The 21928-nt window shown below is 31.7% G+C and carries 23 protein-coding genes; 18 read left to right on the top strand and 5 right to left on the bottom strand.

What is annotated here, in order from left to right; all coding sequences use genetic code 11:
- Positions 1-116 precede the first annotated feature (116 nt).
- Positions 117-2747, top strand: a complete 2631-nt coding sequence (locus AC1RRN_RS05060; protein WP_492966259.1) for a glycoside hydrolase family 3 C-terminal domain-containing protein — start codon at positions 117-119, stop codon at positions 2745-2747.
- Positions 2748-2755: 8 nt separating this feature from the next.
- Here the strand turns inward: AC1RRN_RS05060 and AC1RRN_RS05055 are convergent, their stop codons facing one another.
- Positions 2756-3541 (bottom strand): bestrophin-like domain, encoded by a 786-nt coding sequence (locus tag AC1RRN_RS05055; RefSeq protein ID WP_492966258.1) that lies wholly within the window; start codon positions 3539-3541, stop codon positions 2756-2758.
- 281 nt (positions 3542-3822) lie between these two features.
- Here AC1RRN_RS05055 and AC1RRN_RS05050 point away from each other — a divergent pair, with 281 nt between their 5' ends.
- Together AC1RRN_RS05050 and AC1RRN_RS05045 are read left to right on the top strand one after the other, a co-directional pair.
- Complete coding sequence (locus tag AC1RRN_RS05050) at positions 3823-5448, top strand: L,D-transpeptidase family protein (RefSeq protein ID WP_492966257.1); 1626 nt, start codon at positions 3823-3825, stop codon at positions 5446-5448.
- A gap of 226 nt (positions 5449-5674) precedes the next feature.
- The gene (locus AC1RRN_RS05045) at positions 5675-5866 is read left to right on the top strand and encodes a hypothetical protein (RefSeq protein WP_492966256.1); all 192 of its coding nucleotides are present in this window, start codon (positions 5675-5677) and stop codon (positions 5864-5866) included.
- 78 nt (positions 5867-5944) lie between these two features.
- Here AC1RRN_RS05045 and AC1RRN_RS05040 read toward each other — a convergent pair whose 3' ends face one another.
- A complete protein-coding gene (locus tag AC1RRN_RS05040) occupies positions 5945-6865 on the bottom strand; it encodes a hypothetical protein (protein ID WP_492966255.1) in 921 nt (306 codons plus the stop codon).
- A 344-nt stretch (positions 6866-7209) separates the two neighbouring features.
- Between AC1RRN_RS05040 and AC1RRN_RS05035 the strand changes: the two genes are divergently transcribed.
- The 13 genes from AC1RRN_RS05035 to AC1RRN_RS04975 all read left to right on the top strand — a co-directional run bounded on the left by AC1RRN_RS05035 (position 7210) and on the right by AC1RRN_RS04975 (position 17118).
- Positions 7210-7404 (top strand): hypothetical protein, encoded by a 195-nt coding sequence (locus tag AC1RRN_RS05035; RefSeq protein WP_492966254.1) that lies wholly within the window; start codon positions 7210-7212, stop codon positions 7402-7404.
- Positions 7405-7719: 315 nt separating this feature from the next.
- Entirely contained in the window at positions 7720-9189 is a 1470-nt protein-coding gene (locus AC1RRN_RS05030; RefSeq protein ID WP_492966253.1) for a tetratricopeptide repeat-containing sensor histidine kinase, read from the top strand.
- A 6-nt stretch (positions 9190-9195) separates the two neighbouring features.
- Positions 9196-9864 carry a response regulator transcription factor gene (locus AC1RRN_RS05025; RefSeq protein WP_492966252.1) on the top strand — a complete coding sequence of 223 codons (669 nt, stop codon included), beginning with the start codon at positions 9196-9198 and terminating at the stop codon, positions 9862-9864.
- Positions 9865-10008: 144 nt separating this feature from the next.
- A complete protein-coding gene (locus tag AC1RRN_RS05020) occupies positions 10009-10167 on the top strand; it encodes a hypothetical protein (protein WP_156062672.1) in 159 nt (52 codons plus the stop codon).
- 91 nt (positions 10168-10258) lie between these two features.
- Positions 10259-10489, top strand: coding sequence for a DUF4236 domain-containing protein (locus tag AC1RRN_RS05015; protein WP_492966251.1), 231 nt, complete (start codon positions 10259-10261; stop codon positions 10487-10489).
- Between the two features lie 2 nt (positions 10490-10491).
- Positions 10492-10839, top strand: a complete 348-nt coding sequence (locus AC1RRN_RS05010) for an excalibur calcium-binding domain-containing protein (protein ID WP_492966250.1) — start codon at positions 10492-10494, stop codon at positions 10837-10839.
- 12 nt (positions 10840-10851) lie between these two features.
- Entirely contained in the window at positions 10852-11247 is a 396-nt protein-coding gene (locus AC1RRN_RS05005; protein WP_492966249.1) for a hypothetical protein, read from the top strand.
- A gap of 3 nt (positions 11248-11250) precedes the next feature.
- A complete protein-coding gene (locus AC1RRN_RS05000; RefSeq protein WP_492966248.1) occupies positions 11251-12522 on the top strand; it encodes an ABC transporter permease in 1272 nt (423 codons plus the stop codon).
- A gap of 1 nt (position 12523) precedes the next feature.
- Positions 12524-13420, top strand: a complete 897-nt coding sequence (locus AC1RRN_RS04995; protein ID WP_492966247.1) for a hypothetical protein — start codon at positions 12524-12526, stop codon at positions 13418-13420.
- A gap of 159 nt (positions 13421-13579) precedes the next feature.
- Positions 13580-14635 (top strand): type I restriction endonuclease, encoded by a 1056-nt coding sequence (locus AC1RRN_RS04990; RefSeq protein ID WP_492966246.1) that lies wholly within the window; start codon positions 13580-13582, stop codon positions 14633-14635.
- A gap of 84 nt (positions 14636-14719) precedes the next feature.
- Positions 14720-15130, top strand: coding sequence for a hypothetical protein (locus AC1RRN_RS04985; protein ID WP_492966245.1), 411 nt, complete (start codon positions 14720-14722; stop codon positions 15128-15130).
- Positions 15131-15569: 439 nt separating this feature from the next.
- Positions 15570-16922, top strand: a complete 1353-nt coding sequence (locus AC1RRN_RS04980; RefSeq protein ID WP_492966244.1) for a GH1 family beta-glucosidase — start codon at positions 15570-15572, stop codon at positions 16920-16922.
- Positions 16923-16953: 31 nt separating this feature from the next.
- The gene (locus AC1RRN_RS04975) at positions 16954-17118 is read left to right on the top strand and encodes a hypothetical protein (protein WP_492966243.1); all 165 of its coding nucleotides are present in this window, start codon (positions 16954-16956) and stop codon (positions 17116-17118) included.
- Between the two features lie 26 nt (positions 17119-17144).
- Here the strand turns inward: AC1RRN_RS04975 and AC1RRN_RS04970 are convergent, their stop codons facing one another.
- From AC1RRN_RS04970 to AC1RRN_RS04960, 3 genes are all read right to left on the bottom strand, one after another.
- Entirely contained in the window at positions 17145-17663 is a 519-nt protein-coding gene (locus AC1RRN_RS04970; RefSeq protein ID WP_492966242.1) for a GNAT family N-acetyltransferase, read from the bottom strand.
- A gap of 110 nt (positions 17664-17773) precedes the next feature.
- Positions 17774-18139 carry a hypothetical protein gene (locus AC1RRN_RS04965; protein ID WP_492966241.1) on the bottom strand — a complete coding sequence of 122 codons (366 nt, stop codon included), beginning with the start codon at positions 18137-18139 and terminating at the stop codon, positions 17774-17776.
- 371 nt (positions 18140-18510) lie between these two features.
- Entirely contained in the window at positions 18511-19143 is a 633-nt protein-coding gene (locus AC1RRN_RS04960) for a hypothetical protein (RefSeq protein ID WP_492966240.1), read from the bottom strand.
- 716 nt (positions 19144-19859) lie between these two features.
- Here AC1RRN_RS04960 and AC1RRN_RS04955 point away from each other — a divergent pair.
- Positions 19860-20051, top strand: coding sequence for a hypothetical protein (locus AC1RRN_RS04955; RefSeq protein ID WP_492966239.1), 192 nt, complete (start codon positions 19860-19862; stop codon positions 20049-20051).
- A 162-nt stretch (positions 20052-20213) separates the two neighbouring features.
- Positions 20214-21812 (top strand): tetratricopeptide repeat-containing sensor histidine kinase, encoded by a 1599-nt coding sequence (locus AC1RRN_RS04950; RefSeq protein ID WP_492966238.1) that lies wholly within the window; start codon positions 20214-20216, stop codon positions 21810-21812.
- Positions 21813-21928: the final 116 nt, after the last annotated feature.

The raw sequence follows: 21928 nt of genomic DNA, 5'->3' as shown, positions 1-21928 counted from the left end.
ACACAATCGGTTGCAATAAAGTTTTACAATAAAAATGCACTTCATTTTTCAGTAGCTTAACTAAGTATCTATACGCTTTAAAAAGTACCCTAAAATGGATCTAAAAAAAATGTCCTATGAAAAAATCAATCGCTCTTTATCAAATCATACTATTTTCATTTCTTTCTATTTATTCTAATGCACAGGATAAAAAAGAAAAATTTCCTTTTCAGAATACAACTTTAAGTTTTGAAACAAGGGTAAACGATCTTGTAAGCCGCTTGACTTTGGAAGAAAAAGTTTCGCAAATGCTGAATTCATCTCCGGCAATTTCAAGATTAGACATTCCGGCTTATGACTGGTGGAATGAAACGCTTCATGGCGTTGCAAGAACTCCTTTTAAAACCACTGTATATCCGCAGGCTATTGCCATGGCAGCTACTTTTGATAAAAATTCGCTTTTTAAAATGGCTGATTATTCGGCTTTAGAAGGAAGAGCGATTTACAATAAAGCCGTTGAATCAGGCCGAACAAACGAACGTTATCTTGGACTCACCTATTGGACACCAAATATTAATATTTTTCGTGATCCTCGCTGGGGACGCGGACAGGAAACCTATGGCGAAGATCCGTTTTTGACTGCCACTTTAGGAGACTTCTTTGTTAAGGGACTTCAGGGAGATGATCCAAAATACCTAAAAGCGGCTGCTTGTGCAAAACATTATGCTGTTCACAGCGGCCCTGAACCATTGCGTCATACTTTTGATGTTGATGTAACACCTTATGAACTTTGGGATACTTACTTGCCTGCGTTTAAAAAATTGGTAACCGAATCTAAAGTTGCGGGCGTAATGTGTGCCTACAATGCTTTCAGGACACAGCCTTGTTGTGCCAGCGATATTTTGATGACCGATATTTTGCGCAATCAATGGAAATTTGATGGTTACGTAACTTCAGATTGTTGGGCAATTGACGATTTCTTCAAAAACCATAAAACACATCCTGATGCAGCATCTGCTTCGGCCGACGCTGTTTTTCACGGAACAGATATTGATTGTGGAACAGACGCCTACAAAGCTTTGGTACAAGCAGTAAAAACAGGTAAAATACCTGAATCACAAATTGATATTTCGGTAAAACGTCTTTATATGATCCGTTTCAGATTAGGAATGTTTGATCCTGTCGAAATGGTGAAATATGCTCAAACACCAGCTTCTGTATTAGAAAGTACAGCACATCAGGAACATGCTTTAAAAATGGCGCATCAATCGATGGTTTTACTTAAAAATGAAAACAATACTTTGCCACTGAACAAAAAGATAAAAAAGATAGCTGTTTTGGGTCCAAACGCTGATAATTCGATTTCTATTTTGGGCAATTACAACGGAACACCATCAAAACTAACAACCGTTTTACAAGGAATTAAAGACAAATTAGGTGCCAATACCGAAGTGATTTATGAGAAAGCCATCAATTTTACAAATGACACTTTATTAGTGTATACTGATGTAAAAAATCAATATAATTTTGAAGGAAAACAAGGTTTCAAGGCTGAATATTACAACAACAAGGACCTTTCGGGGAAACCGGAAATTACACAAACCGAAACCGAATTAAATCATTTTTGGCAGGAAGGACAAGCTGTTGTTCAAAATATTAAAGCCAATAATTTTTCTGCCCGATACACAACAAACTTTACGGCAACTGAAAACGGAAGCATTACTTTTGAACTTACTGCAGACGATGGTTACCGTTTTATTGTAAACGGTAAAGAGGAACTAAACGCCTGGACAAAAAACAGATGGGGCGGACAAACTTTTGAATTGAAAACAATAAAAGGAACGGTTTATAATTTAATTGTGGAATATTGGCAAGGCGAAGGAAAAGGTAATGTTGCCCTGAACACAGGAAATTATAAAAAAACCGATTTTACAGCTCTTGTTAATCGCTTAAAAGATGTTGATGCCTTTGTTTTCGCAGGCGGAATTTCTCCACAATTGGAAGGCGAAGAAATGAAAGTGAATTTTCCGGGTTTTAAAGGCGGAGATCGTACTTCGATTTTATTGCCAGCCGTACAAACCGATTTAATGAAAGCGCTAAAAACGAGTGGAAAACCAGTTGTTTTCGTGATGATGACAGGAAGCGCAATTGCTATTCCGTGGGAAGCTCAAAATATTCCTGCAATTGTAAATGCGTGGTACGGAGGACAAGCAGCCGGAACTGCAGTTGCGGATATTCTTTTTGGAGATTATAATCCGGCTGGAAGATTACCTATTACATTTTACAAAGGCGATTCAGATTTACCTGAATTTGTAGATTATAAAATGAATAACAGAACCTACCGTTATTTTCAAGGAACGCCACTTTATGGTTTTGGATATGGTCTGAGTTATACTTCGTTTAAATATGATGAACTAAAAATGCCATCAAAAATTAATAAAGGAAAAAACGTTTCAGTTTCTGTACGCATCACCAATACTGGTAAAATGGCTGGAGAAGAAGTAGCGCAATTGTATGTTATCAATCAAAATTCATCTATAAAAGCACCTTTGAAAACCCTAAAAGGATTTGAACGCATCAGTCTTAAAGCAGGAGAAAGCAAAACGATAACTTTTACACTTTCTCCAGAAGATTTATCGCATATTACTGAGGAAGGTATTTCCCAACAATACAATGGTGAAATTAAAATTGCGATTGGCGGCCATCAACCTGATGAACCTAATAAATCGAGCAGCACTATTTTGACTAAAACCCTTTTGATTCAATAAATATAAAATTATTTTTTGTTATGAAGCTGCTTTTGTAGTGTAAGCAAAGGCGCTTGGTTTAATTGCATAATTCTGGTTTCCGGACGGTCTAATGCTAAAATTAAAAACATGACCGAAGCAAAAATAATAGAGATAAAAACGGCCAGCCTATTGTTCTTTTTTCCGGTAATTCCGAATTGATAGCCCAATAGCAACATTGAAAACCAAGAGATTATAAACAGCACCCATAAAATTGCAACGGGTATCCTATACTCAAATGTTAGCGTTACCCGTTTATTATAGGTGTCAAACAGGCTATTTACAGAGGTTATGTACAAAGAATAGGCCTCAGAACTACGATCCTGTGCAGCCAGTGCTTCGGAATAATTCCAAAGTGAATCGAGAATCGATTGTGACCTAACTTTCAATCTTTGGACATTTTCAAGTGAAGTATCATTTACTAAAGTGGCTCGTAAATCAGTATATTCTATTAAAAGTTTTCTGGAAGAAGACCGATAAGGTTCTGGTATTAAACCAGATTGCAAGTAAGTGGTTCTTATTTCAGTAACCTCATCCAGCAAAAGTTCTTTTCTGCTATTGTATCTGTTGTCTACAATTTGAAACGTGAAAGCCAGCATAAAAGCCAAAAGTCCAAGTGCTGCTCCAACTACTGATCCTATGGGAGAATCACTTATTTTTCCGGATTTATTCTTTATAAATAAACCATAAGACTGACCAATAAGAATAGGGATCAAAATACTGCAGAAAGGAATAATAAACATTCCTAAAATCTCAAAAAAACTTACATGAATCATTGTTCTTTCTTATTTAGGTTAATAAATCCGGCTAACCAAATATAATCTTTATTCCACAAACAAAAAACCAATTGATTATCAATTTATTACCGTCATTATTTTTGACAATTAATAACTTTTAAATCACATAATATTGTGAAAGAAAAACAAAAATAATAAGATTTTTTGTCTAAATTTGAGTGTGCAAATAGCATTCAATATGATTCCCCAAATCATTTTTTTTATATGCCTACACTTTTACACTGACTTTGGTAAATAGTAGTAACGTAAAATGAAAAAAAATGAAAAATTTTACTCTCACAATCTTTTTAATTTGTTGCTTTATTGGTTCTTCTTTCGGATTTTCAAAGGATAATCTTCTTTCTGACAATAAGAAAACAACTTTTATTATTCCCAATATTTCTTTTGATAAATATGCGGGACCTACAATTGACAATGCAACTTTGCTGGCCTTTTTTAAAAAGTATTCGCAATTAAAAGATTATCAAAATGATGTTGCAACCCTTTATAAAGACAGAGCATATAAATCAATTTGGTATGACGGAAACGATATAAATGAATTTGGGCATCTTATGTATCAAAAATTAAATTCGACTTATGAAGAAGGCGTTCAGATTAGAATTCCGTATAAAGATAAAATCGACGAAGTTTTTAATGAAGAGGCAACTAAAAAGATTTCAGAATCAGACACTGAGATTTTATTGAGTTCACTCTATATTTTGTATGCCAAACATGTTTATCAGGGTATGAATGCAGCTGAGCAAGATAAAATTGAATGGTACTTACCAAAGAAAAAAATATCGTATCAGACTTTATTGGACTCTATTTCAAGTAATCCTAATTTATTAGATGAAAATAGTCATGTACTTTTTAGTCAATATTATAAACTTCAGGAGGTTTTAAAAAAATACCGTGAAATTGAAAAAAACGGAACATGGAACCAAATCTCAATGGATACGCCGTTTCAGGATTTGCGCCCTGATGCTACCTCACAAACCATTGCAGATATAAGACAGCGTTTGGCAGTAGTTGGAGATTTAGCCACAGATTCTAAAAGTAATTTTTATGATCAGGAATTAATGGACGGAATTATGAGATACAAAGCCCGTTATGTGCTTAAACCCAATTATATTATTACAAAAGATTTTATTGATCAAATGAACGAACCGGTAAGCGATCGTATCAAAACAATAATGCTGAATATGGAACGTTGCAGATGGATTCCTCCAACTTTGGAAAACCAAAGTGAATATGTTATGGTTAATATTCCATCTTTTAGGTTGTATTATGTGATAGACGGAAATTATGCTGTTGTTTCTAATGTTTTTATCGGAACGCCCTTAACTAAAACAGTTATCTTTAGTGGTCAGATTGATCGTATCGTTTTCAGTCCGTATTGGTATGTACCTAGCAGTATCATTAAAAATGAATTACAATTGAAAATAGCCGAAGATAAAAACTATCTGGCTGATCATAACATGGAATGGAATGGCGGAAACGTAAGACAAAAACCGGGTCCGGAGAATGCTTTAGGTTTAGTGAAATTTATGTTTCCGAATCCAAATGACATTTATATGCACGACACACCTTCTAAAACCTTATTCGGTTTTGAAAAACGTATTTTCAGTCATGGCTGTATTAATGTCGAAAAAGCCAAAGAACTCGCTATTGCAATGCTAAGAAACTACCCCGACTGGCCTGTTGACAGAATTAATTCGGCTATGAGCGGAGTAAAAGAAACGCCTTGTATGCTAAAAAAGAAGGTTCCCATCTATATTGGGTATTTCACCGCCTGGGTTAGCAAAGAAGGAGCCATCGGGTTTTTCCCTGATGTTTATGAGCGAGATGTTCGATTGAATGGTTTGCTTTTTCCACAGGATACTGGTTATAAGACAGCGAATAATTGATTTTTTTTAGAAAATAGAATAAAGAGTATAGAATAAAGAAACCTTCAAAATTAATTTTTTGGAGGTTTTTTATTTTCACACAAATAATAATTAAGAATATTTTTTTTACAAAAGTGAGGTATTAATCTTTATTATCCATATTAAGTACTATTTTCGTTTTAAGCATAAGATGTTAAAAACCACTAGTACAGTTCTTATTCATTAAATAATTTAACCTTAAAACAAAATGAAAAAATTCTTTTTATTGAGTGTATTTATATTATTAAGTATCACTACATTTTCTTGTACAACTGATGATGATTCATCAGATAAATCGGCAACTGAGGTAAAAAAAGAAATTACCCCATCATATGCTGATGCACCAGATTCAGGCGGAGGACAAAGCGGACAAACACCTATTCCACCACCAAGACCATAATTGATTTACCCTGTAGCCCAGCTAAAATATCTGAAAAGTAAATTAAGAGAACCTCCAAAACTAAATTTGGAGGTTTTTTTATTTTTTAGAATTACTTTTTTCTGCGTATTTATCTAAAATATATCGGGTTACAGGTCTGAGTGGCTTATCGTTTTCAGGATGTCTTCCGTGTGTGTTAAAAAAATCGGCTTTGTCACTACTTGTTTTAGCATACCAAATAATTGCTTTGCCATTTTTAAAACAGGTTGTAGTATCGTAAACTATAATTTTTTTAAGGCAAAATTTATTTTCATCATATGCTTCTACTCCACTAACTGATAAAAGTCCGTCTACTTTCAAATTACAGTCTACTTTTTCATAATGATCATGCGACCATTGCATGCATTGATTTTTAGGAAAAACGTAATGGTTGATTACAAATCCGGAAACAAAAACAAATGCAATTATAAGTCCAGTCCACCATAGTTTTGCATTTTGTCCTTGAATAGACTTTTCCTTAGTATTTACAAAAAAACTTATTAGTTCGGCTTTAGCTTCTATTTTATCATTTCCTAATGTTACTTTGCTATTGTCTCCTTTATCTTTTTGATCAAAATTCTCAGGATTGTCAATTTCTTTTTCATTCAAATTTTCAGCCTTAACCCTGAATTTATTAAAAGGTCTAGGGTGAAAATCTACCAAAATTGCTGCAACATTGACAAAATCAATATTAGCAGGATTTGTTTCTCCTTTAAAAAATGTTTCAATAGGTCGAAATTTATCAATCTTTGTTCTAAACTTATTCCTTGTATTAAGATCAAAAGGCAACTCTAATAAAGAGTTAAATGCATTGAGGTCATCCTGATGCCGATCTTGTTCTGCAAATATTTCCCAACATAAATTGCTAAGTTTTGCCCTTGTAGGAGAACTTAAATAATTTGAGTTTGCACCTTCTTTTACTTCTTCATATCTCTTTTTAACAGCTTCTTTATAGGCATCTTCTAAGGTAATGTTACACATAGGCTTTTTTATTTTTTTGGTATTTCCAGGAACTCTCAGGAATTGGACGGATGGAAAAAAAGTATATCGGAATTCACGGAATTCCGTATCAATACAGGCTTATAAACACACTTCCTTTGTCTCAGAATTAATTGTTGTTCGATTCGCGATTAGAACAAAATTACAAAACTAGTTCTATTAAAAGTGCGGAAAACCGTAAGACGGAATTTATCCGGGAAGTATAGATGAAAATCTTACTGTTCTACGCACTTCACTTCCCAAACAAAATTTGGTATTGCCATTTAACAAGATCTGGAAAAGTTCCGGACAGCAATACCCATGTCCAACATTTAAATTATAAAAAAATGAAAACATTATATTTATTGGGAGCGTGCGCGCTATTGTCAACTACATTATTTTCTTGCACAGCTGATGAAGAAACATCAGATAACAAGTCTGCAACTGAGGTAAAAAAGGAAATGAATCCCGCAACTCCATCCTATGCTGATGGCCCGGATGATGATCCAATTAAAGTTCCGCCACCACCAACTAAAGACTAAATAAAATTAGTTATAGTATAGATTAAATTATTTTTAGTATAAATTTAATTAGTAATTTCGGGGAAAGTAAAGTTCATGTTACGATCCCCGTTTTTATATTTTATTTTTTTCCTTTTTCTTTTTTCCTGCCAAGAAAAAACAACATCTTCCATTGGTACAAACTCTCTAAATAAAGCAGCCAAAAGTTTTCGAAAACAAGGAATAACAAACCTGGAAAAAGAAAATTTTAATAGTGCTTTTTATAATTTCAATAAATCGAAAATAGCATTTGAAACTCTAAAAGATAGTGCTAATGTCGTTTACAATCTTATTCAAATGGCTTCTATTCAGCAAATCAATGGTGATTATTATGGAAGTAAAGAAACACTAACTGAAGCATTGCCTTTTATTACAAAAAAAGATGTTTACAGTGCTTCTATCAACAATTTTTTCGGTATAGCTGATAAAGAACTTGCAATTTATGATGATGCTATCTATTATTATAAAGAAGCCATTAAAGATTGTACCGATTCAATATCGAAACAATCTCCCTTAAATAATATTGCTGTCGTTTATATTCAGCAGAAAAAATATGATAAGGCAATCCACATTTTAGAATCTATTTTAAATAAAAAAATATTAGATGATCCTACCTTAAAAAGTACTAAAGCCAGAGTTACCGATAATCTGGGTTATGCTTATTTTAAAAAGGGCGTAATTGACAAAGGGCTTTTATTAATAAATGAAGGTTTTGATTTAAGAAAAGAAATTGATGACTCTTATGGCAGTCTTCAGAGTAATCTTCATTTAGCAGAATATTTTATCAATACAAATGCAGAAAAAACAAATCAATACGCTTTGAATGCTTATAATGAGGCAACAAAATTAAATACTGTCGACGAACGTCTTGATGCATTATCACTTTTGATTTCCAATAATTTTAAGAGTCAAAGCACCAAATATGCTAAAAAATACATCACACTAAATGATAGTATTACTAAAATCAGGAACAATTATAAAAACAAATTTGCAAAGATTAAATACGATTCTAAAAAAGAAAAAGACGAGAATCAAAAACTTCGTTTAGAAAAAGCCGAAAATTTATTGTCTCTGCAAGAAGCGAAATATCAAAGAATATTATTTGTATTTGGAATCATTGGCCTTGTTTTGGTTTTAATTTATTCAAGAAAGTATTATCGGAACCGAAATCGGATTGAGAAAATAAAAACAGCTTACGATACTGAAACCCGAATTGCCAAAGATATTCATGATGAACTGGCAAATGATGTTTTTCATGCCATCACTTTTACACAAACACAACCGCTGACAAACGACACGACAAAAGAAACTTTGGTTCAGAAACTGAATCAAATTTACATTCGGGTTCGGGGTATTTCGAGAGAAAATAATGATATTGAAACCGGCACTAGTTATCTTCAAAATTTAAAAGAAATGCTCTCTACATATAATAGCAGCAATACTAATGTTATTATTAATAGTATCGAAAAAGTGGCATGGGAAACAGTAGATGAAATAAAAAAAATCACCGTTTACAGAATATTACAGGAATTGATGGTAAACATGAAAAAGCATAGTGATGCATCTAGAGTCGTTGTAAAATTTGGCAGCAATCAAAAAACGATAATTATTGACTATGTTGATGACGGTAAAGGCAGTACAAAAGAAAAAATTAATAAGAATGGTCTGCAAAATATGGAAAACCGTATTCTGGCCATAAAAGGATCTATTATTTTTGACACTGAACCAGAAAAAGGTTTTAAAGTAAAAATAACGTTGCCTAAATAAAAGCCTATGTTTAAAAAAGTAATAATAGCCGAAGATCTTGATGCAATGAATTTAGGAATTCAACAAGTCTTAAAAGATTTAAATATTGTCAATTTTCAGCATTCTAAATTTTGCGATGAAGCGTTTTTAAAAATACGTGCCGCAATTAATCAAAATGAACCCTACGATTTATTAATTAGTGATCTTTCCTTTAAAACAGATCATCGTAAAGTAACTATTGCAAATGGTGACGAACTGGTTCAAAAAGTACGTGAATTACAACCTGACATTAAAATTATTGCCTACTCTGTAGAAGATAAAAGTTATCGCATTAAATCGCTTTTTGATAATGCAGAAATAGACGCTTTTGTGCTTAAAGGCTTAAACAGTATCGAAGAACTAAAAAAAGCAATCAATATTATTTCAACTTCTGATCAAAGATTCATTTCGCCTGAAGTCTCTTCTGCATTGCAGGAAAAAAACAACTACGAAATAGACGATTTTGATATTTTGGTTTTAAAACATTTGGCTTCTGGTACACCGCAAGATGATATTATACAAATTTTAAAAGACTTAGGCGTAAAACCCAATAGCAAAAGCGCAATGGAAAAAAGACTTTCAAAGTTAAAAGACTTTTTCAAGGCCAATAATACCATTCATCTGGTTTCTATCGTAAAAGATATGGGTATTATTTAACCTCAACTACAGTACAATTTTAAAGCTCCTTCGGGGGCTTTTTTTATTTCCGGAAAGTAAAAAAAACAGATTATGGATTTCCGTAAAATACTGGTTTCAAATAGGTTTAAGTTTGAATTGTTAAATCAATTTAAAATTAAAATTATGAAAAAATTAGTCGTTTTGTTTAGTTTATTCTTCCTGGTTTTGGGAGGCAGTATTGAAGCCCAAAGTGGTCATTACAAAAGTGGAAAAGGTAGCTCTCATAAAGGAGGAAAATATAAAAATTCAAGTACCAACAACCACTATAAAAAAAGAAAATAACATTCCTGACTTCGATTGACATGGAAGAAATGGCAGCGTCAATAGAAGTTTCTAAACAATTAAAAACTTTAATTAACTCAACCTAAAAATCATGGGCTTTCGATTTCAAAAAAGAATTAAACTTGGAGGAGGACTTGGAATAAATTTAAGTAAATCTGGAATTTCTCCAAGTTTAAGAACAAAAATGGGAACATTTAGCAAAAATGGTTATTCCGTAAAAACAGGTTTACCAGGAGTACGATATCAAAATAGCGGATGCATGGTATTATTTGTATTTACAGGAATCATAACATTTTTAATTTTCACACTAAAACATTTATAATCATGGGATACAGAAAAGGATATTATAAAAAAGATGGAACTTATGTTCAGGGGCATTACACCAACACAAGATCCAGATCTTATTCAAATAAAAATAATGGATGTTTGATACTACTGCTTATTTCAATGACATTTGGATTAGCAATCTCTTGTTCAGAGTCATCAGAATCATCAGAGGTTTCAGGTGTATCAAATAATTCATCGAATACATCAAACACAAACTGCCCAACAAAAACTTGTGGTGACTTTTCATCACAATCTGCAGCACAATCAACTTATAACAGCAATAAAAAATGTTATAAAAACTTAGATTCTGATGGAGATGGAATCGCATGCGAATCTTTAAAATAAAAATATAAAAACATGATAACACTAGAACTAAAAAGCCATTTTTTAAGATTGTATCAAATGGCCTTATCCGATGATCAATTTGATGTTTTAGAACTTCAAATGATGTATCATTTCGCTGACGAAAGAGGAATTCCAAGAGAAGAACTGGATAAACTTTTATTAAATCCAATTATTACAGAGCTAATTATTCCTGAAGAATTAACGACTCGAATAGAGTATTTATATGATTTTACCAGAATCATTTGGGCCGACGGAAAAATTACCGACGACGAATTAAATATGCTTAAAAAGTATTGCAGGAAATTTAATTTTTTGGACGAAAACATTAATGAACTTTCTTCTTATCTCATTGATTGTGTTCAAAAAAATATACAGAAGGAAGAAATTATTAGTCAATTAAATTCTTAAGTTATGAAATCACTTACACAATTATTTAGCATAAAAAAAGCTGAAGATTCTCCCTTCAAAATTTTAGAAGAAAATGAAGAAGACAGAGAGCAAATCAGAATTACTTACTATCAAAGCGGCTTTGCAGCTTCTGTAAAAGCCACCGGAAAGCCTATTGTTCTTAAAGCCTGTCTGCAAAATTTATATATGAGTTTTGAAGATCAATGCCGAAAACAAAAATTAGAACAAGACCGATTAAAACAACCTTACAGAGAAGAGCAGGAAAAAAACAGAACTGAACTCAAAAAATCTGAAGCCGCAATTGGAATTTTTGAAAAGAAAGAGCAAGATATTAACGATGAAGTTGATCAGATAAAAAGCGATATCATCGAAGTAAAACGCAATCCTGACAAATACGGAATTGAAGATGGAAAAGGATTAAAAGCTCAATTTTATATTGGTTTGTTTTTATTGCTGCCCATAACGTTGTATTTATTAGTTTTTTATGTTTCTGCATCTTATTCGGCATTCTTTAAAGAGTTTGCTAATGATAGTTTAACAGCAGCGATTTTTGATGCAGATGCGTTAACCAATTCTTTTAAGGCAAGCTGGCTTGAAGGTGTTTTAGTAATCACTATTCCGTTTGTATTTATGGGATTGGGATATGTAATTCATATGGTTCAAAAAGAAAAAGGGCTCAAAAACATTTTTAGAATGATTGGCTTATTTATTACAACATTTTTATTTGATGCCCTTTTGGCTTATCAAATTGAAAAGAAAATATATGAGTTTAATAAAACGACTGATTCTGCTCCTTATAACTTAAATATTGCATTAGGCGAAGCAGAGTTCTGGATGATCATCTTTGCAGGTTTTGTAGTTTATATTATTTGGGGACTTGTTTTTGATTTTGTAATGAAAGAATTTGAAAACATTGATAAAATCAGGGCTTTTATAAGAGGCAAAAAAGAAAAACTAATCGATTTAGATAAAGTAAAAGTTGACATTATTGCTAAAATCAATGAATTTAAACAACAAGTAATTACGCTAAATGGAAAAAATTCAGAATTGCAATCCAAAATTGATGGTTTTGTTTTTCCTGTTAAGGAATATCTACACTACCACCATCAATATAAAGAAGGTTGGTTTCAGGCAATTAATACCGAGATAGCGTTGCCACACAAAGAAAAGGTAGAATTGTTAGAGGGCTGCGAAAATTTATCCGAAGAACATTTGGTGAAATTAAATTTAGTTGATCCTGATTTTCAACAATTAATATATTCTAAAATTAATTAAGATGAGAAATACTTTACTTAAAATTTCAATGTCATTGTTGTTGGTTTTATTTTTTTCATGCAAAGAAGAAACCAAGAATGAAAAAAAGGAAAACTCAACTAAAAGTTCTATTTCAGAAAATTATAACCTCAGCATATTGCTTGATTTATCAGATCGAATAAGTCTTGAAAAAAATCCTAATCCAACAATGGAATATTTTAAAAGAGATTTGGGTTACATAAAATCGGTTTCTGAAGCTTTTACGCAACATTTAAAATCAAAAAGAATAAGACAAGTTGACGATAAAATGCAGTTGTTTTTTAATCCGGAGCCACTTGATCCTGAAATTAATACTATTGCTAAAAATTTAAGAATCAATATCGATAAAAATAATGCTTCAAAGAATCTTCTAAATTCTATCAATGCAAATTATGCTTCGCAGACATCAAAAATATATGAATCTGCTATAAAAGATAATAAATATGTTGGATCAGATATATGGCGTTTTTTTGACAGTAAAGTTAAAGATCAATGTATTGAAAATAAATACCGAAACATTCTTATTATACTAACTGATGGGTATATGTTCTACGAAAGTACAATCATGAAAGAAGGAAATCGAACAACTTATATTACTCCGGAATTAATTAGAAAAAACGGTTTAAACACCCAAGATTGGGAGAAAAAAATACACGACCAGGATTTTGGTTTTATAAAAGCGAATGATGACTTATCAAATCTTGAAGTTTTAGTTATCGGAATAAATCCAAGCAAAACGAATCCTTATGAAGAAAAGGTTATTAAAGCTTACTGGACCAAGTGGTTTACTGAAATGAAAATAAAACATTTTGAAATCAAAAATGCTGATTTACCATCTAATATGGATCAGATTATTAAGGATTTTATTTTAGAAAAATAATAACGCCTAAGCAACCCGTTTAAAGAGGAATTATAATGTCCTCTTTTTTTATTTAAATCAATGCATTTCTTTAAAATCTTTTCTTCGGATTACGGATTTCCATAAAATACTGATTTTGATTGGTTTTACTTTTGAATAATTAATTTAAACTAAAAACCAATGGAAATTAATATTCAACTTAAATCATTAGCAGATAAAATTAATCAGCTAAAAAGTAAAATTGAAACAGAAGAATCTACAAAACATGCCTTTGTATTACCATTTATACATGTTTTAGGATATGATGCTTTTAATCCGCTTGAAGTAGTTCCTGAATTTACGGCAGATCTTGGCTTAAAAAAAGGAGAAAAAGTAGATTATGCAATCTTTCAGAATGGAGAACCAATTATAATTGTAGAGTGCAAAAGCTGGAAAGAAAAACTTACAGTGCATAATTCACAATTATTCAGATATTTTCATGTTACCAAAACTCGTTTTGCCCTTTTAACAAATGGTATTCATTATCAGTTTTTTACTGATTTGGATGATCAAAACAAAATGGATCAAAAACCATTTCTGGAATTTGATATAACAAGTCTTAAAGAAAATACGATCAGTGAAATTGCAAAATTTCATAAAGCAAATTTTAATGTTGACAATATTGTAAGCAATGCGAGTTCTTTAAAATACATTAAGGAAATTAAAAAACTCATAAGTGCTGAGTTAGAAAATCCTACGAATGATTTTACAAAACTTTTTGCTAATAAAGTATATGCGGGCAGACTTACTGAAAAAGTTGTAGACGAATTTAAAGACTTAGTTCAAAAATCAGTAAATCAATTTATTAATGATAAAATTAACGATAGATTGAATGCCGCTCTTACCAAAGAAACAATCAAACAGCAAGATGAGGAAGTTATAACGGTTGAAGATGACAATAAAATTAATACTACTGAAGAAGAATTAGATGGCTATCGTATTGTCGTTGCAATTTTGAGAAGAAAATTACCAACAAACAGAATCGTACATCGTGATACCCAATCGTATTTTGGAGTTTTATTAGACGATAATAACCGAAAACCTCTTTGCAGGCTTCATCTGAATGGAGGTAAAAAATACATTAGTCTTTTTAACGATAATAAAAACGAAACAAAAACCTCTATTTCATCTATTGATGATATCTATCAATTTGAAAAAGAATTATTAGATACTGTTGCTTTGTATGAAACCGAATAAAGTAATTAATCCCGTATAAATACGCTTTTAAACAACACCTGTTCGACTTACTTTTATCGAAATCGAATTTTATACACAACGCCTATGCTAAAAAACTACTTAATTACATTTTTGCTATTCGTTATAGTTTCCTGCGAAAAATCTTCTGCTCCGCCTCCATCACAAATCAATACCTTTTATAAAGAGCTAATTACTGCAGATGACCGCAAAATTATTACGCCAGAAGAAGCCAAAACTTATCATGTAGATAATCTTTATCAATACAAATATAGAACCGGAAAATGTGGCCATTATGAATACAATTACGATGTAAAAGGAATAAACAACATGGGTGATTCGGTTTTTGGAAATATTAATGTCGAAGGAAAATTTGGTGCCGGAATCCTGATTTCGGATTCTATAAAAGATCTCGAAATTAAAACCGAATGGATCGCAAACGGAAAACTAAAAGCAACTGATAAAAAAGGAAATGAATACCAATTAATTGTCAAATAAATAATTCGCCCCAATGAAATACAACCTGCTCTTTTTATTTATTTTCCTGACCTCTTTTCATCCTGTTGAAACCAAAGTATATATCTGTGGTCCAACGGGCGCAAAAAAGTACCATTATAACGAAAATTGCCGCGGGCTAACTGCATGCCGCCACGTATTAACCAAGGTCTCTCTTTCTCAAGCGAAAGGTTATGGATTAACACTCTGCGGCTGGGAAGACTGACGCCTTTTAAACTTACATTTAAATCTCTTAACGTTTTCATAATCTTAACATTACACTCAATTCATATTAGTTTTATTAATTTGAATAAAACTAAACGTCATGAAATTCTTTAATCTAAATTTTTTGGTTTCATTCAGAGAATGGCTTTTTCTAAGAGCTATGCATTCTACTTTCCTTCATTAATAAATCAATATTTAAAAAAGGAAAGTTAATTGAATGAATAAAGTTGAGAACTCATTTTTGCACAAAAACCAATTTGGAGACGATTTCTTGTGGGGTGTTTCTACCGCCGCTTTCCAAATTGAAGGGGCTCATGATGCCGATGGAAAAGGTTCTTCAATCTGGGATGTTTTTACATCTCAAAAGGGGAAAGTAAAAAACGGACATCATGCCATAACGGCTTGTGATTTTTATAATTCGTACCAAAACGATATTAACCTAATCCGCGAATTAAATATTCCGAATTTCAGGTTTTCGATTAGTTGGCCACGTATTATGCCTACAGGAACTCATCCTGTAAATCAGGCCGGAATTGACTACTACAATAAAATTATCGATTCATTGCTCGAACAAGGTATTGAACCCTGGGTAACGCTTTATCATTGGGATTTGCCGCATGCGCTGGAAGTCAAAGGCGGATGGACCAATCGCGAATCGGTTTCCTGGTTTTCAGATTATGTTGCCGTTTGTGCAAAATATTTTGGTGATCGCGTCAAAAACTGGATGGTTATTAATGAACCTTCTGTTTTTACCGGAGCCGGTTATTTTTTAGGTATTCACGCTCCCGGAAAAAAAGGAATTACCAATTATCTAAAAGCCATGCATCATGTAACATTGGCTACGGTTGCCGGAGCAAAGATTCTTCGAAATAATTTTCCAGATGCTAATATTGGAACTACTTTTTCCTGTACGCATATTGAACCTTTTTCTCAAAATCAAAAAGATATCGAAGCCGCAAAACGTGTTGATACTTTGCTGAACCGTACTTTTATAGAACCGCTTTTAGGATTAGGATATCCGCAGGAAGATTTGCCTGTTCTCAAAAAACTCAATAATTATATTAAAGAAGATGATTTAAACAATCTCGTCTTTGATTTTGATTTTATCGGACTTCAATGTTACACGCGTGAAGTTGTAAAAGCTTCTTTATTGACTCCTTATATTGGTGCCGAATTAATTAGTGCCGAAAAAAGAAATGTAATTGCAACCGATATGGGTTGGGAAGTCTATCCTCCCGCTCTTTATCATATTCTGAAAAGATTTAATGGATACGAAGGCATCCGAAAAATTATAATTACGGAGAACGGAGCCGCTTTTCCTGACATCGTTACCAATGGAAAAGTTTACGATATCAAACGAACACACTTTATTCAGGATCATCTTGAACAAATTCTGAAGGCTAAAGAAGAAGGCCTCAATGTCGATGGTTATTTTGTCTGGAGCCTTACCGATAACTTTGAATGGGCTGAAGGTTACAACGCCCGATTCGGATTAATTCATGTTGATTTTGAAACTCAAAAAAGAACCATCAAACAATCCGGATTTTGGTTTAAAGATTTCTTATCTTAAATAAAAATTCTGATAAATAAATAGCAATCTTATGGAAATCAATTGGCTTATACTTTCAGGAATAGTAATTGGAGTTGCTTTATTAGTTTATTTTCTAATCAAACAAAATAAAAAAGACCGCAAAAAGATTGAAGAAGAATTGAACTACACTAAAGAATCTGAGGATGTAGAAATAAATAATGATCTTAATTTATAAGGAGTTTTTTGAGAGCTGTAATATCTTTATGTTGTCAATCTAAATAAAACAAGATTTGGATTATCTTCAACTATATTCAATTTTTTAAAATTTAATTTTTGAAGAAGTTTGGTTGAGGTTTGATTGTCTTTATGTGTTAACGCATCTATCGTTTTTATTTCAAGTGTTTTACTTGCGTATTCTATAACCTTCTTCGCAGCTTCTATCATAATTCCCTGACCTTGGTATTCGGTTAGAAGCTCATATCCAATTTCACATTTGTTTAGATCACCTAAGAAATCAAATAGACAAATCGTACCCATTAATTTGTCTTTACCAGTTTTTGTAATTGCCCAATAAAAAAGTTCTTCACTTTCATTTTCAATTACATTGTTAATGAAGTTTAAGGCATCTTCTAATGTTTTACTTGGTTTTCTGTCAAGGAATTTATTTATTTCTGTATTCGAGCGTAATTGTAATATTTCTTCAGAATCATTTTTTGAAAGTTTACGAAGCGTCAACCTTTCAGAAATCAATATCGGGAAAATTTGCAAGTTCCTGTTCATTTTTTGTTTTTTAGGAAGGTTTCAACATTATGAGACTATAGCGACTTTGGAACTACATTAAACATTACTTGAATCTATCAAAAGTTCCTAAATACAGAACCTATTTTCTATCAATGAAATCTAAATTTATATTGTTGTTTTAAAATTCCAATATGAACCTTGCCATTCTCTTTTAAGTGGGCTGTCAAAAGAATATATCTTTCTTCGGGATATTTTATTTCATAACTAAAGGTGGTATCTTTTACTTTAATCTGAAGCTGATGTTTTCCTTCATCTGATATTGACAATGCTACTGTTTCATAAGTAGGCATTGCGTCAGCCGCTTTCAAGGTGATATCTTTAACTTTCTCTTTATCCAAAAGTACTTCCAGTTTTAAGTTATCAAGTTTCATATTTGTTGGTTGCTCAAATGAGACAACGTATTTTTTACAACCGAAAGTGCATAAAACAATTAATAGTATTACAAGCTTTTTCATAAAAGGTATTTTTAAACTGATCGTTAGTAGAAATCAAAATCTATTGCAATGTTTTATAAATATAAATAATTTTATTACAATCAAAATTATCCTAAAAAAGCAATTTTTATTGTTTTTAAAAGTAGTAATCCTGAACGAATAAATTATAGGGAAAAGTCCTTTTTTTTTAAGAAAAAAATCCGTTATTTCATTGATTTTATTAGGTTTATCGATTTATTTTACTTATCTTTATAGTATAAATAACAGTCAATATATGCCAAAAAACAAACTTTTCACAGCCCTAAATTACTCCTTAAAAAAACATTCATTTTACCTCTTCCTGCATTTTATTTTTCAAAATGCTTCCGACTTTCATTTAGAAAGTATTCAATCTAATCTTTTCTCTGCACAAAGTATAAACATGCAGAAGACACCAGAGCGACCGCTCCAATTGCTATCGTAATTATTTTTCTTGGATACATCTTCTGAGCCATTTTTTTAGAAAATATATCCTTAAAATTAAAAAAAAGATTTCCTTTTTTAGGATGTTCTTTTAACTCTTCATTTTCATTTTTCACAAAACCCTCTATTACTATGACCTCTTTCTCTATTTCAACAACTGTGTCAATTTTTTCGGCACCTTCAATCTGTTTTGCTTCTTCAATTCTACACTTTTCGTTAAACTTTTTAAAAGGTCGCGGTTGAAAATCAACCATAATTGCGGCAAGATTTATTGCATCAATATTTGATGGATCTGTTTCGCCTTTAAAAAAGGTTTCAATAGGCCTGAACTTATCTTTTTGTTCCTTAAACTTATTCTTTTTAGTATGATCAAAATCCAAACACAATAAATTCTTAAAAACATTTAAATCGTCCTGCGTTGGGTTATTCTCGAAAATAAGCCAACACAAATCGCGGAGTTTACCGCGAGAAGGATTGTACAAATAATCAAAGTACTCTCCTTCTTTTTCTATCTCATATTTAATTTTAATCGCTTTTTTATATTCTTCTAATGTATGATGCATGGTATTTTTTAGGATTTCTTGGGATCTCAGAAAAACGTGGAATTTCCGTGAATTCCTTATCTACAAAGGCTTGAAAGTGCCTTTACTTTGATAAAGAATTAGTTCCCGTTTTATCTCCAGATTAAAACAAATATATAAAACTAGTTCAAATTAACAGTGAGGAAAACCGTAAGACCGAGTTTATTCGGGAAGTATAAATAAAGTCTTACGGTTCTACACGCTATACTTCCCCAAAAATCAATTTGGCATTGCCATAAATAAACTATGGACAGCAATTTTATTTTTTTTTTAATAGTTCAAGACAACCTTTCTAGGATTTTTTGCCTCTATTATAATAAGGTCAGATTGGTTTTACATTCAAGTAAAATGTTCTAACAAACCTAAATTTATTGTGCATTCTATTTTGTTTTAAGGAATTCTTAGGAATCTCAGGAAAACGCAGGAATTCTGGGAATCCCCTATAAACAAAGGCCTAAAAGCGCCTTTACTTTGCCATAGAAATTAGTTCACGTTTTATCTGCAGATTTAACAAAATATAAAACTAGTTCAAATAAACAGTGTAAAAACCGTAAGACCGAGTTTGTTCGGGAAGTATAAATAACGTCTTACAGTTCTACACAGTTTACTTCCCAAAAATCAATTTGGTATTGCCATTAACAAGTTCCGGATATACTCCGGACGGCCATACTCATGTCTAATTTCTAAATTAAATTAAAATGAAAAAACTAATACTTTTAAGCGCTTTCGCTTTATTGTTTACTATATTTTCTTGTACTGCTGACGAATACGAAACTCAGCCAAAAAAGAAAACAGAAAAGATTATTGATCACTCAAAATCAACTCAGGCTGATGGGCCTGGTGATGGTGACCCTAAGGGACCACCTCCACCTCCACCAACTGATGAATAATTTATATTTTAGTATCTAATTAATTACTATTTTCGGGGAAAGTAAATCTATATGTTACGGTCCCCGTTTTTTTATTCTATTCTTTTTCTTTTTCTTTTTTCCTGCAAAGAAAAAAAGATCATAAATCCAAATACAGAATCTTTAAAAAAAGAAGCACTTAGCTTGCGAAATAAAGGAATTGAAAATAATGATAAACAAAACTTTAATATTGCTTTTTACGAGTTTAATAAATCGAAACAACTATATGAAACTTTAAAAGACAGTGCCAATATTGGCTATATACTTGTTCAAATGTCAAAAATACAACAAGTCAATGGTGACTATTATGGCAGTAAGGAAACAGTGACCGAAGCATTACTTTATGTAAAAAAAGACAGAGAATATTTAGGTATTATAAATAATAGATTAGGCATTGCTGACAAGGAACTTTCTCTTTACAACGACGCCATTCTTTATTATAAGGAATCAGCAAATCAATTGACAGATCCTGTAGAAAAACAAATTCCCTTAAGTAATATTGGACCAGTTTATATCCAGCAAAAAAAATACGATAAAGCCATTATACTTCTGGAATCAATTTTAAGAAAGAAACTTCTTGAAGATAAAGCCAGAGCGTATGCTAAAGCAAGAATACAAGACAATTTAGGTTATGCCTATTTTAAAAAGGGAATCGATGAAAAAGGATTCTCTTTAATGAATGAAGCCTTTCTTAGAAGAAGCGAAATCAAGGACACTTATGGAAGTATTGAAAGTTATCTTCACCTTGCTGATTATTATGCTAAAAAGGACCTTCAAAAATCAGATGAAAATGCTTTTGCGGCATACAATATTGCCACAAAACTAAATAGTGTTGATGAAAGATTAGAAGCGCTGCAAATTTTAATCTCAAATAATCACAGCATGCATCACAACAAATATGTACAACAGTATTTTACACTAAACGACAGCATTATTAAAGTTAGAAATAACTTTAAAAATAAGTTTGCGAAGATGAAATACGATGCTAAAATAGAAAAAGATGAAAACGTAAAACTTCGCTTAGAAAAAGCAGAAAACCTGTTATCTCTTCAAAAAGACAAATATCTACGAATTGTTTTTGCAATTGTTTTTGTTTTTTTAGTCATTTTAATAGCAATTTTAATTCGTTATTATAAAAATAAAAACAAAGCAATAGAATTTAAAACTTCCTATAATACCGAAACCCGAATTGCTAAAAAAATCCACGATGAATTGGCTAACGATGTTTTTCATGTAATTGCTTTTGCTGAATCTCAGCCTCTATCTACGGAAAGCACCAAAGAGAATCTACTTCAGAAATTAGATGATATTTACGGACGTGTGAGAGGAATTTCAAGAGAAAACAATACAATTGATACTGGTATTGATTTTATTCACAGCATAAAAGAAATGCTTTCGACTTACAATACTACTGAAAGAAATATCCTAATTACTAATTTAGAAGATATAAACTGGGAAATTATTGATGATACAAAAAAGATCATCATTAGTCGAATTTTACAGGAATTAATGGTCAATATGAAGAAACATAGCGAGGCAAATCTTGTTATTGTAAAATTTGAAAGTGATCCAAAATCAATCTTAATAAATTATATTGATAATGGTAAAGGTTTCGATAAAAGTAAGGTTTTAAAAAATGGTCTTCAAAACATGGAAAACCGTATTCAGGCAGTTAAAGGAACTTTTGATTTTGATACAGAACCCGGCAATGGATTTAAAGCAAAAATAGCTATGCCGAAATAAGGAAAAACCAAATCTGAAATCCAAAATTTTACATTTTTACATCTCACAATTTTACAACTCATAACTTTCCCAAAAAAAAACCTCCCAGAATTTTACTTCTGAGAGGCCTCCTACTA

The organism is Flavobacterium sp. GW821-FHT11G01 (genome assembly GCF_058808175.1).
The sequence above is the reverse complement of the archived record's forward strand: the minus strand, read 5'-3'. Positions and strand labels throughout refer to the sequence as shown.

Coding starts and splice junctions, on each gene's coding strand:
- AC1RRN_RS05035 (WP_492966254.1), top strand. CDS start 7,210: ATGAAAACATTATATTTATTGGGAGCGTGCGCGCTATTGTCAACTACA.
- AC1RRN_RS05050 (WP_492966257.1), top strand. CDS start 3,823: ATGAAAAATTTTACTCTCACAATCTTTTTAATTTGTTGCTTTATTGGT.
- AC1RRN_RS05010 (WP_492966250.1), top strand. CDS start 10,492: ATGGGATACAGAAAAGGATATTATAAAAAAGATGGAACTTATGTTCAG.
- AC1RRN_RS05040 (WP_492966255.1), bottom strand. CDS start 6,865: ATGTGTAACATTACCTTAGAAGATGCCTATAAAGAAGCTGTTAAAAAG.
- AC1RRN_RS04970 (WP_492966242.1), bottom strand. CDS start 17,663: ATGAACAGGAACTTGCAAATTTTCCCGATATTGATTTCTGAAAGGTTG.
- AC1RRN_RS04990 (WP_492966246.1), top strand. CDS start 13,580: ATGGAAATTAATATTCAACTTAAATCATTAGCAGATAAAATTAATCAG.
- AC1RRN_RS05045 (WP_492966256.1), top strand. CDS start 5,675: ATGAAAAAATTCTTTTTATTGAGTGTATTTATATTATTAAGTATCACT.
- AC1RRN_RS05015 (WP_492966251.1), top strand. CDS start 10,259: ATGGGCTTTCGATTTCAAAAAAGAATTAAACTTGGAGGAGGACTTGGA.
- AC1RRN_RS04980 (WP_492966244.1), top strand. CDS start 15,570: ATGAATAAAGTTGAGAACTCATTTTTGCACAAAAACCAATTTGGAGAC.
- AC1RRN_RS04960 (WP_492966240.1), bottom strand. CDS start 19,143: ATGCATCATACATTAGAAGAATATAAAAAAGCGATTAAAATTAAATAT.
- AC1RRN_RS05030 (WP_492966253.1), top strand. CDS start 7,720: ATGGCTTCTATTCAGCAAATCAATGGTGATTATTATGGAAGTAAAGAA.
- AC1RRN_RS04955 (WP_492966239.1), top strand. CDS start 19,860: ATGAAAAAACTAATACTTTTAAGCGCTTTCGCTTTATTGTTTACTATA.
- AC1RRN_RS05025 (WP_492966252.1), top strand. CDS start 9,196: ATGTTTAAAAAAGTAATAATAGCCGAAGATCTTGATGCAATGAATTTA.
- AC1RRN_RS04965 (WP_492966241.1), bottom strand. CDS start 18,139: ATGAAAAAGCTTGTAATACTATTAATTGTTTTATGCACTTTCGGTTGT.
- AC1RRN_RS04975 (WP_492966243.1), top strand. CDS start 16,954: ATGGAAATCAATTGGCTTATACTTTCAGGAATAGTAATTGGAGTTGCT.
- AC1RRN_RS05020 (WP_156062672.1), top strand. CDS start 10,009: ATGAAAAAATTAGTCGTTTTGTTTAGTTTATTCTTCCTGGTTTTGGGA.
- AC1RRN_RS05055 (WP_492966258.1), bottom strand. CDS start 3,541: ATGATTCATGTAAGTTTTTTTGAGATTTTAGGAATGTTTATTATTCCT.
- AC1RRN_RS04985 (WP_492966245.1), top strand. CDS start 14,720: ATGCTAAAAAACTACTTAATTACATTTTTGCTATTCGTTATAGTTTCC.
- AC1RRN_RS05000 (WP_492966248.1), top strand. CDS start 11,251: ATGAAATCACTTACACAATTATTTAGCATAAAAAAAGCTGAAGATTCT.
- AC1RRN_RS05005 (WP_492966249.1), top strand. CDS start 10,852: ATGATAACACTAGAACTAAAAAGCCATTTTTTAAGATTGTATCAAATG.
- AC1RRN_RS05060 (WP_492966259.1), top strand. CDS start 117: ATGAAAAAATCAATCGCTCTTTATCAAATCATACTATTTTCATTTCTT.
- AC1RRN_RS04995 (WP_492966247.1), top strand. CDS start 12,524: ATGAGAAATACTTTACTTAAAATTTCAATGTCATTGTTGTTGGTTTTA.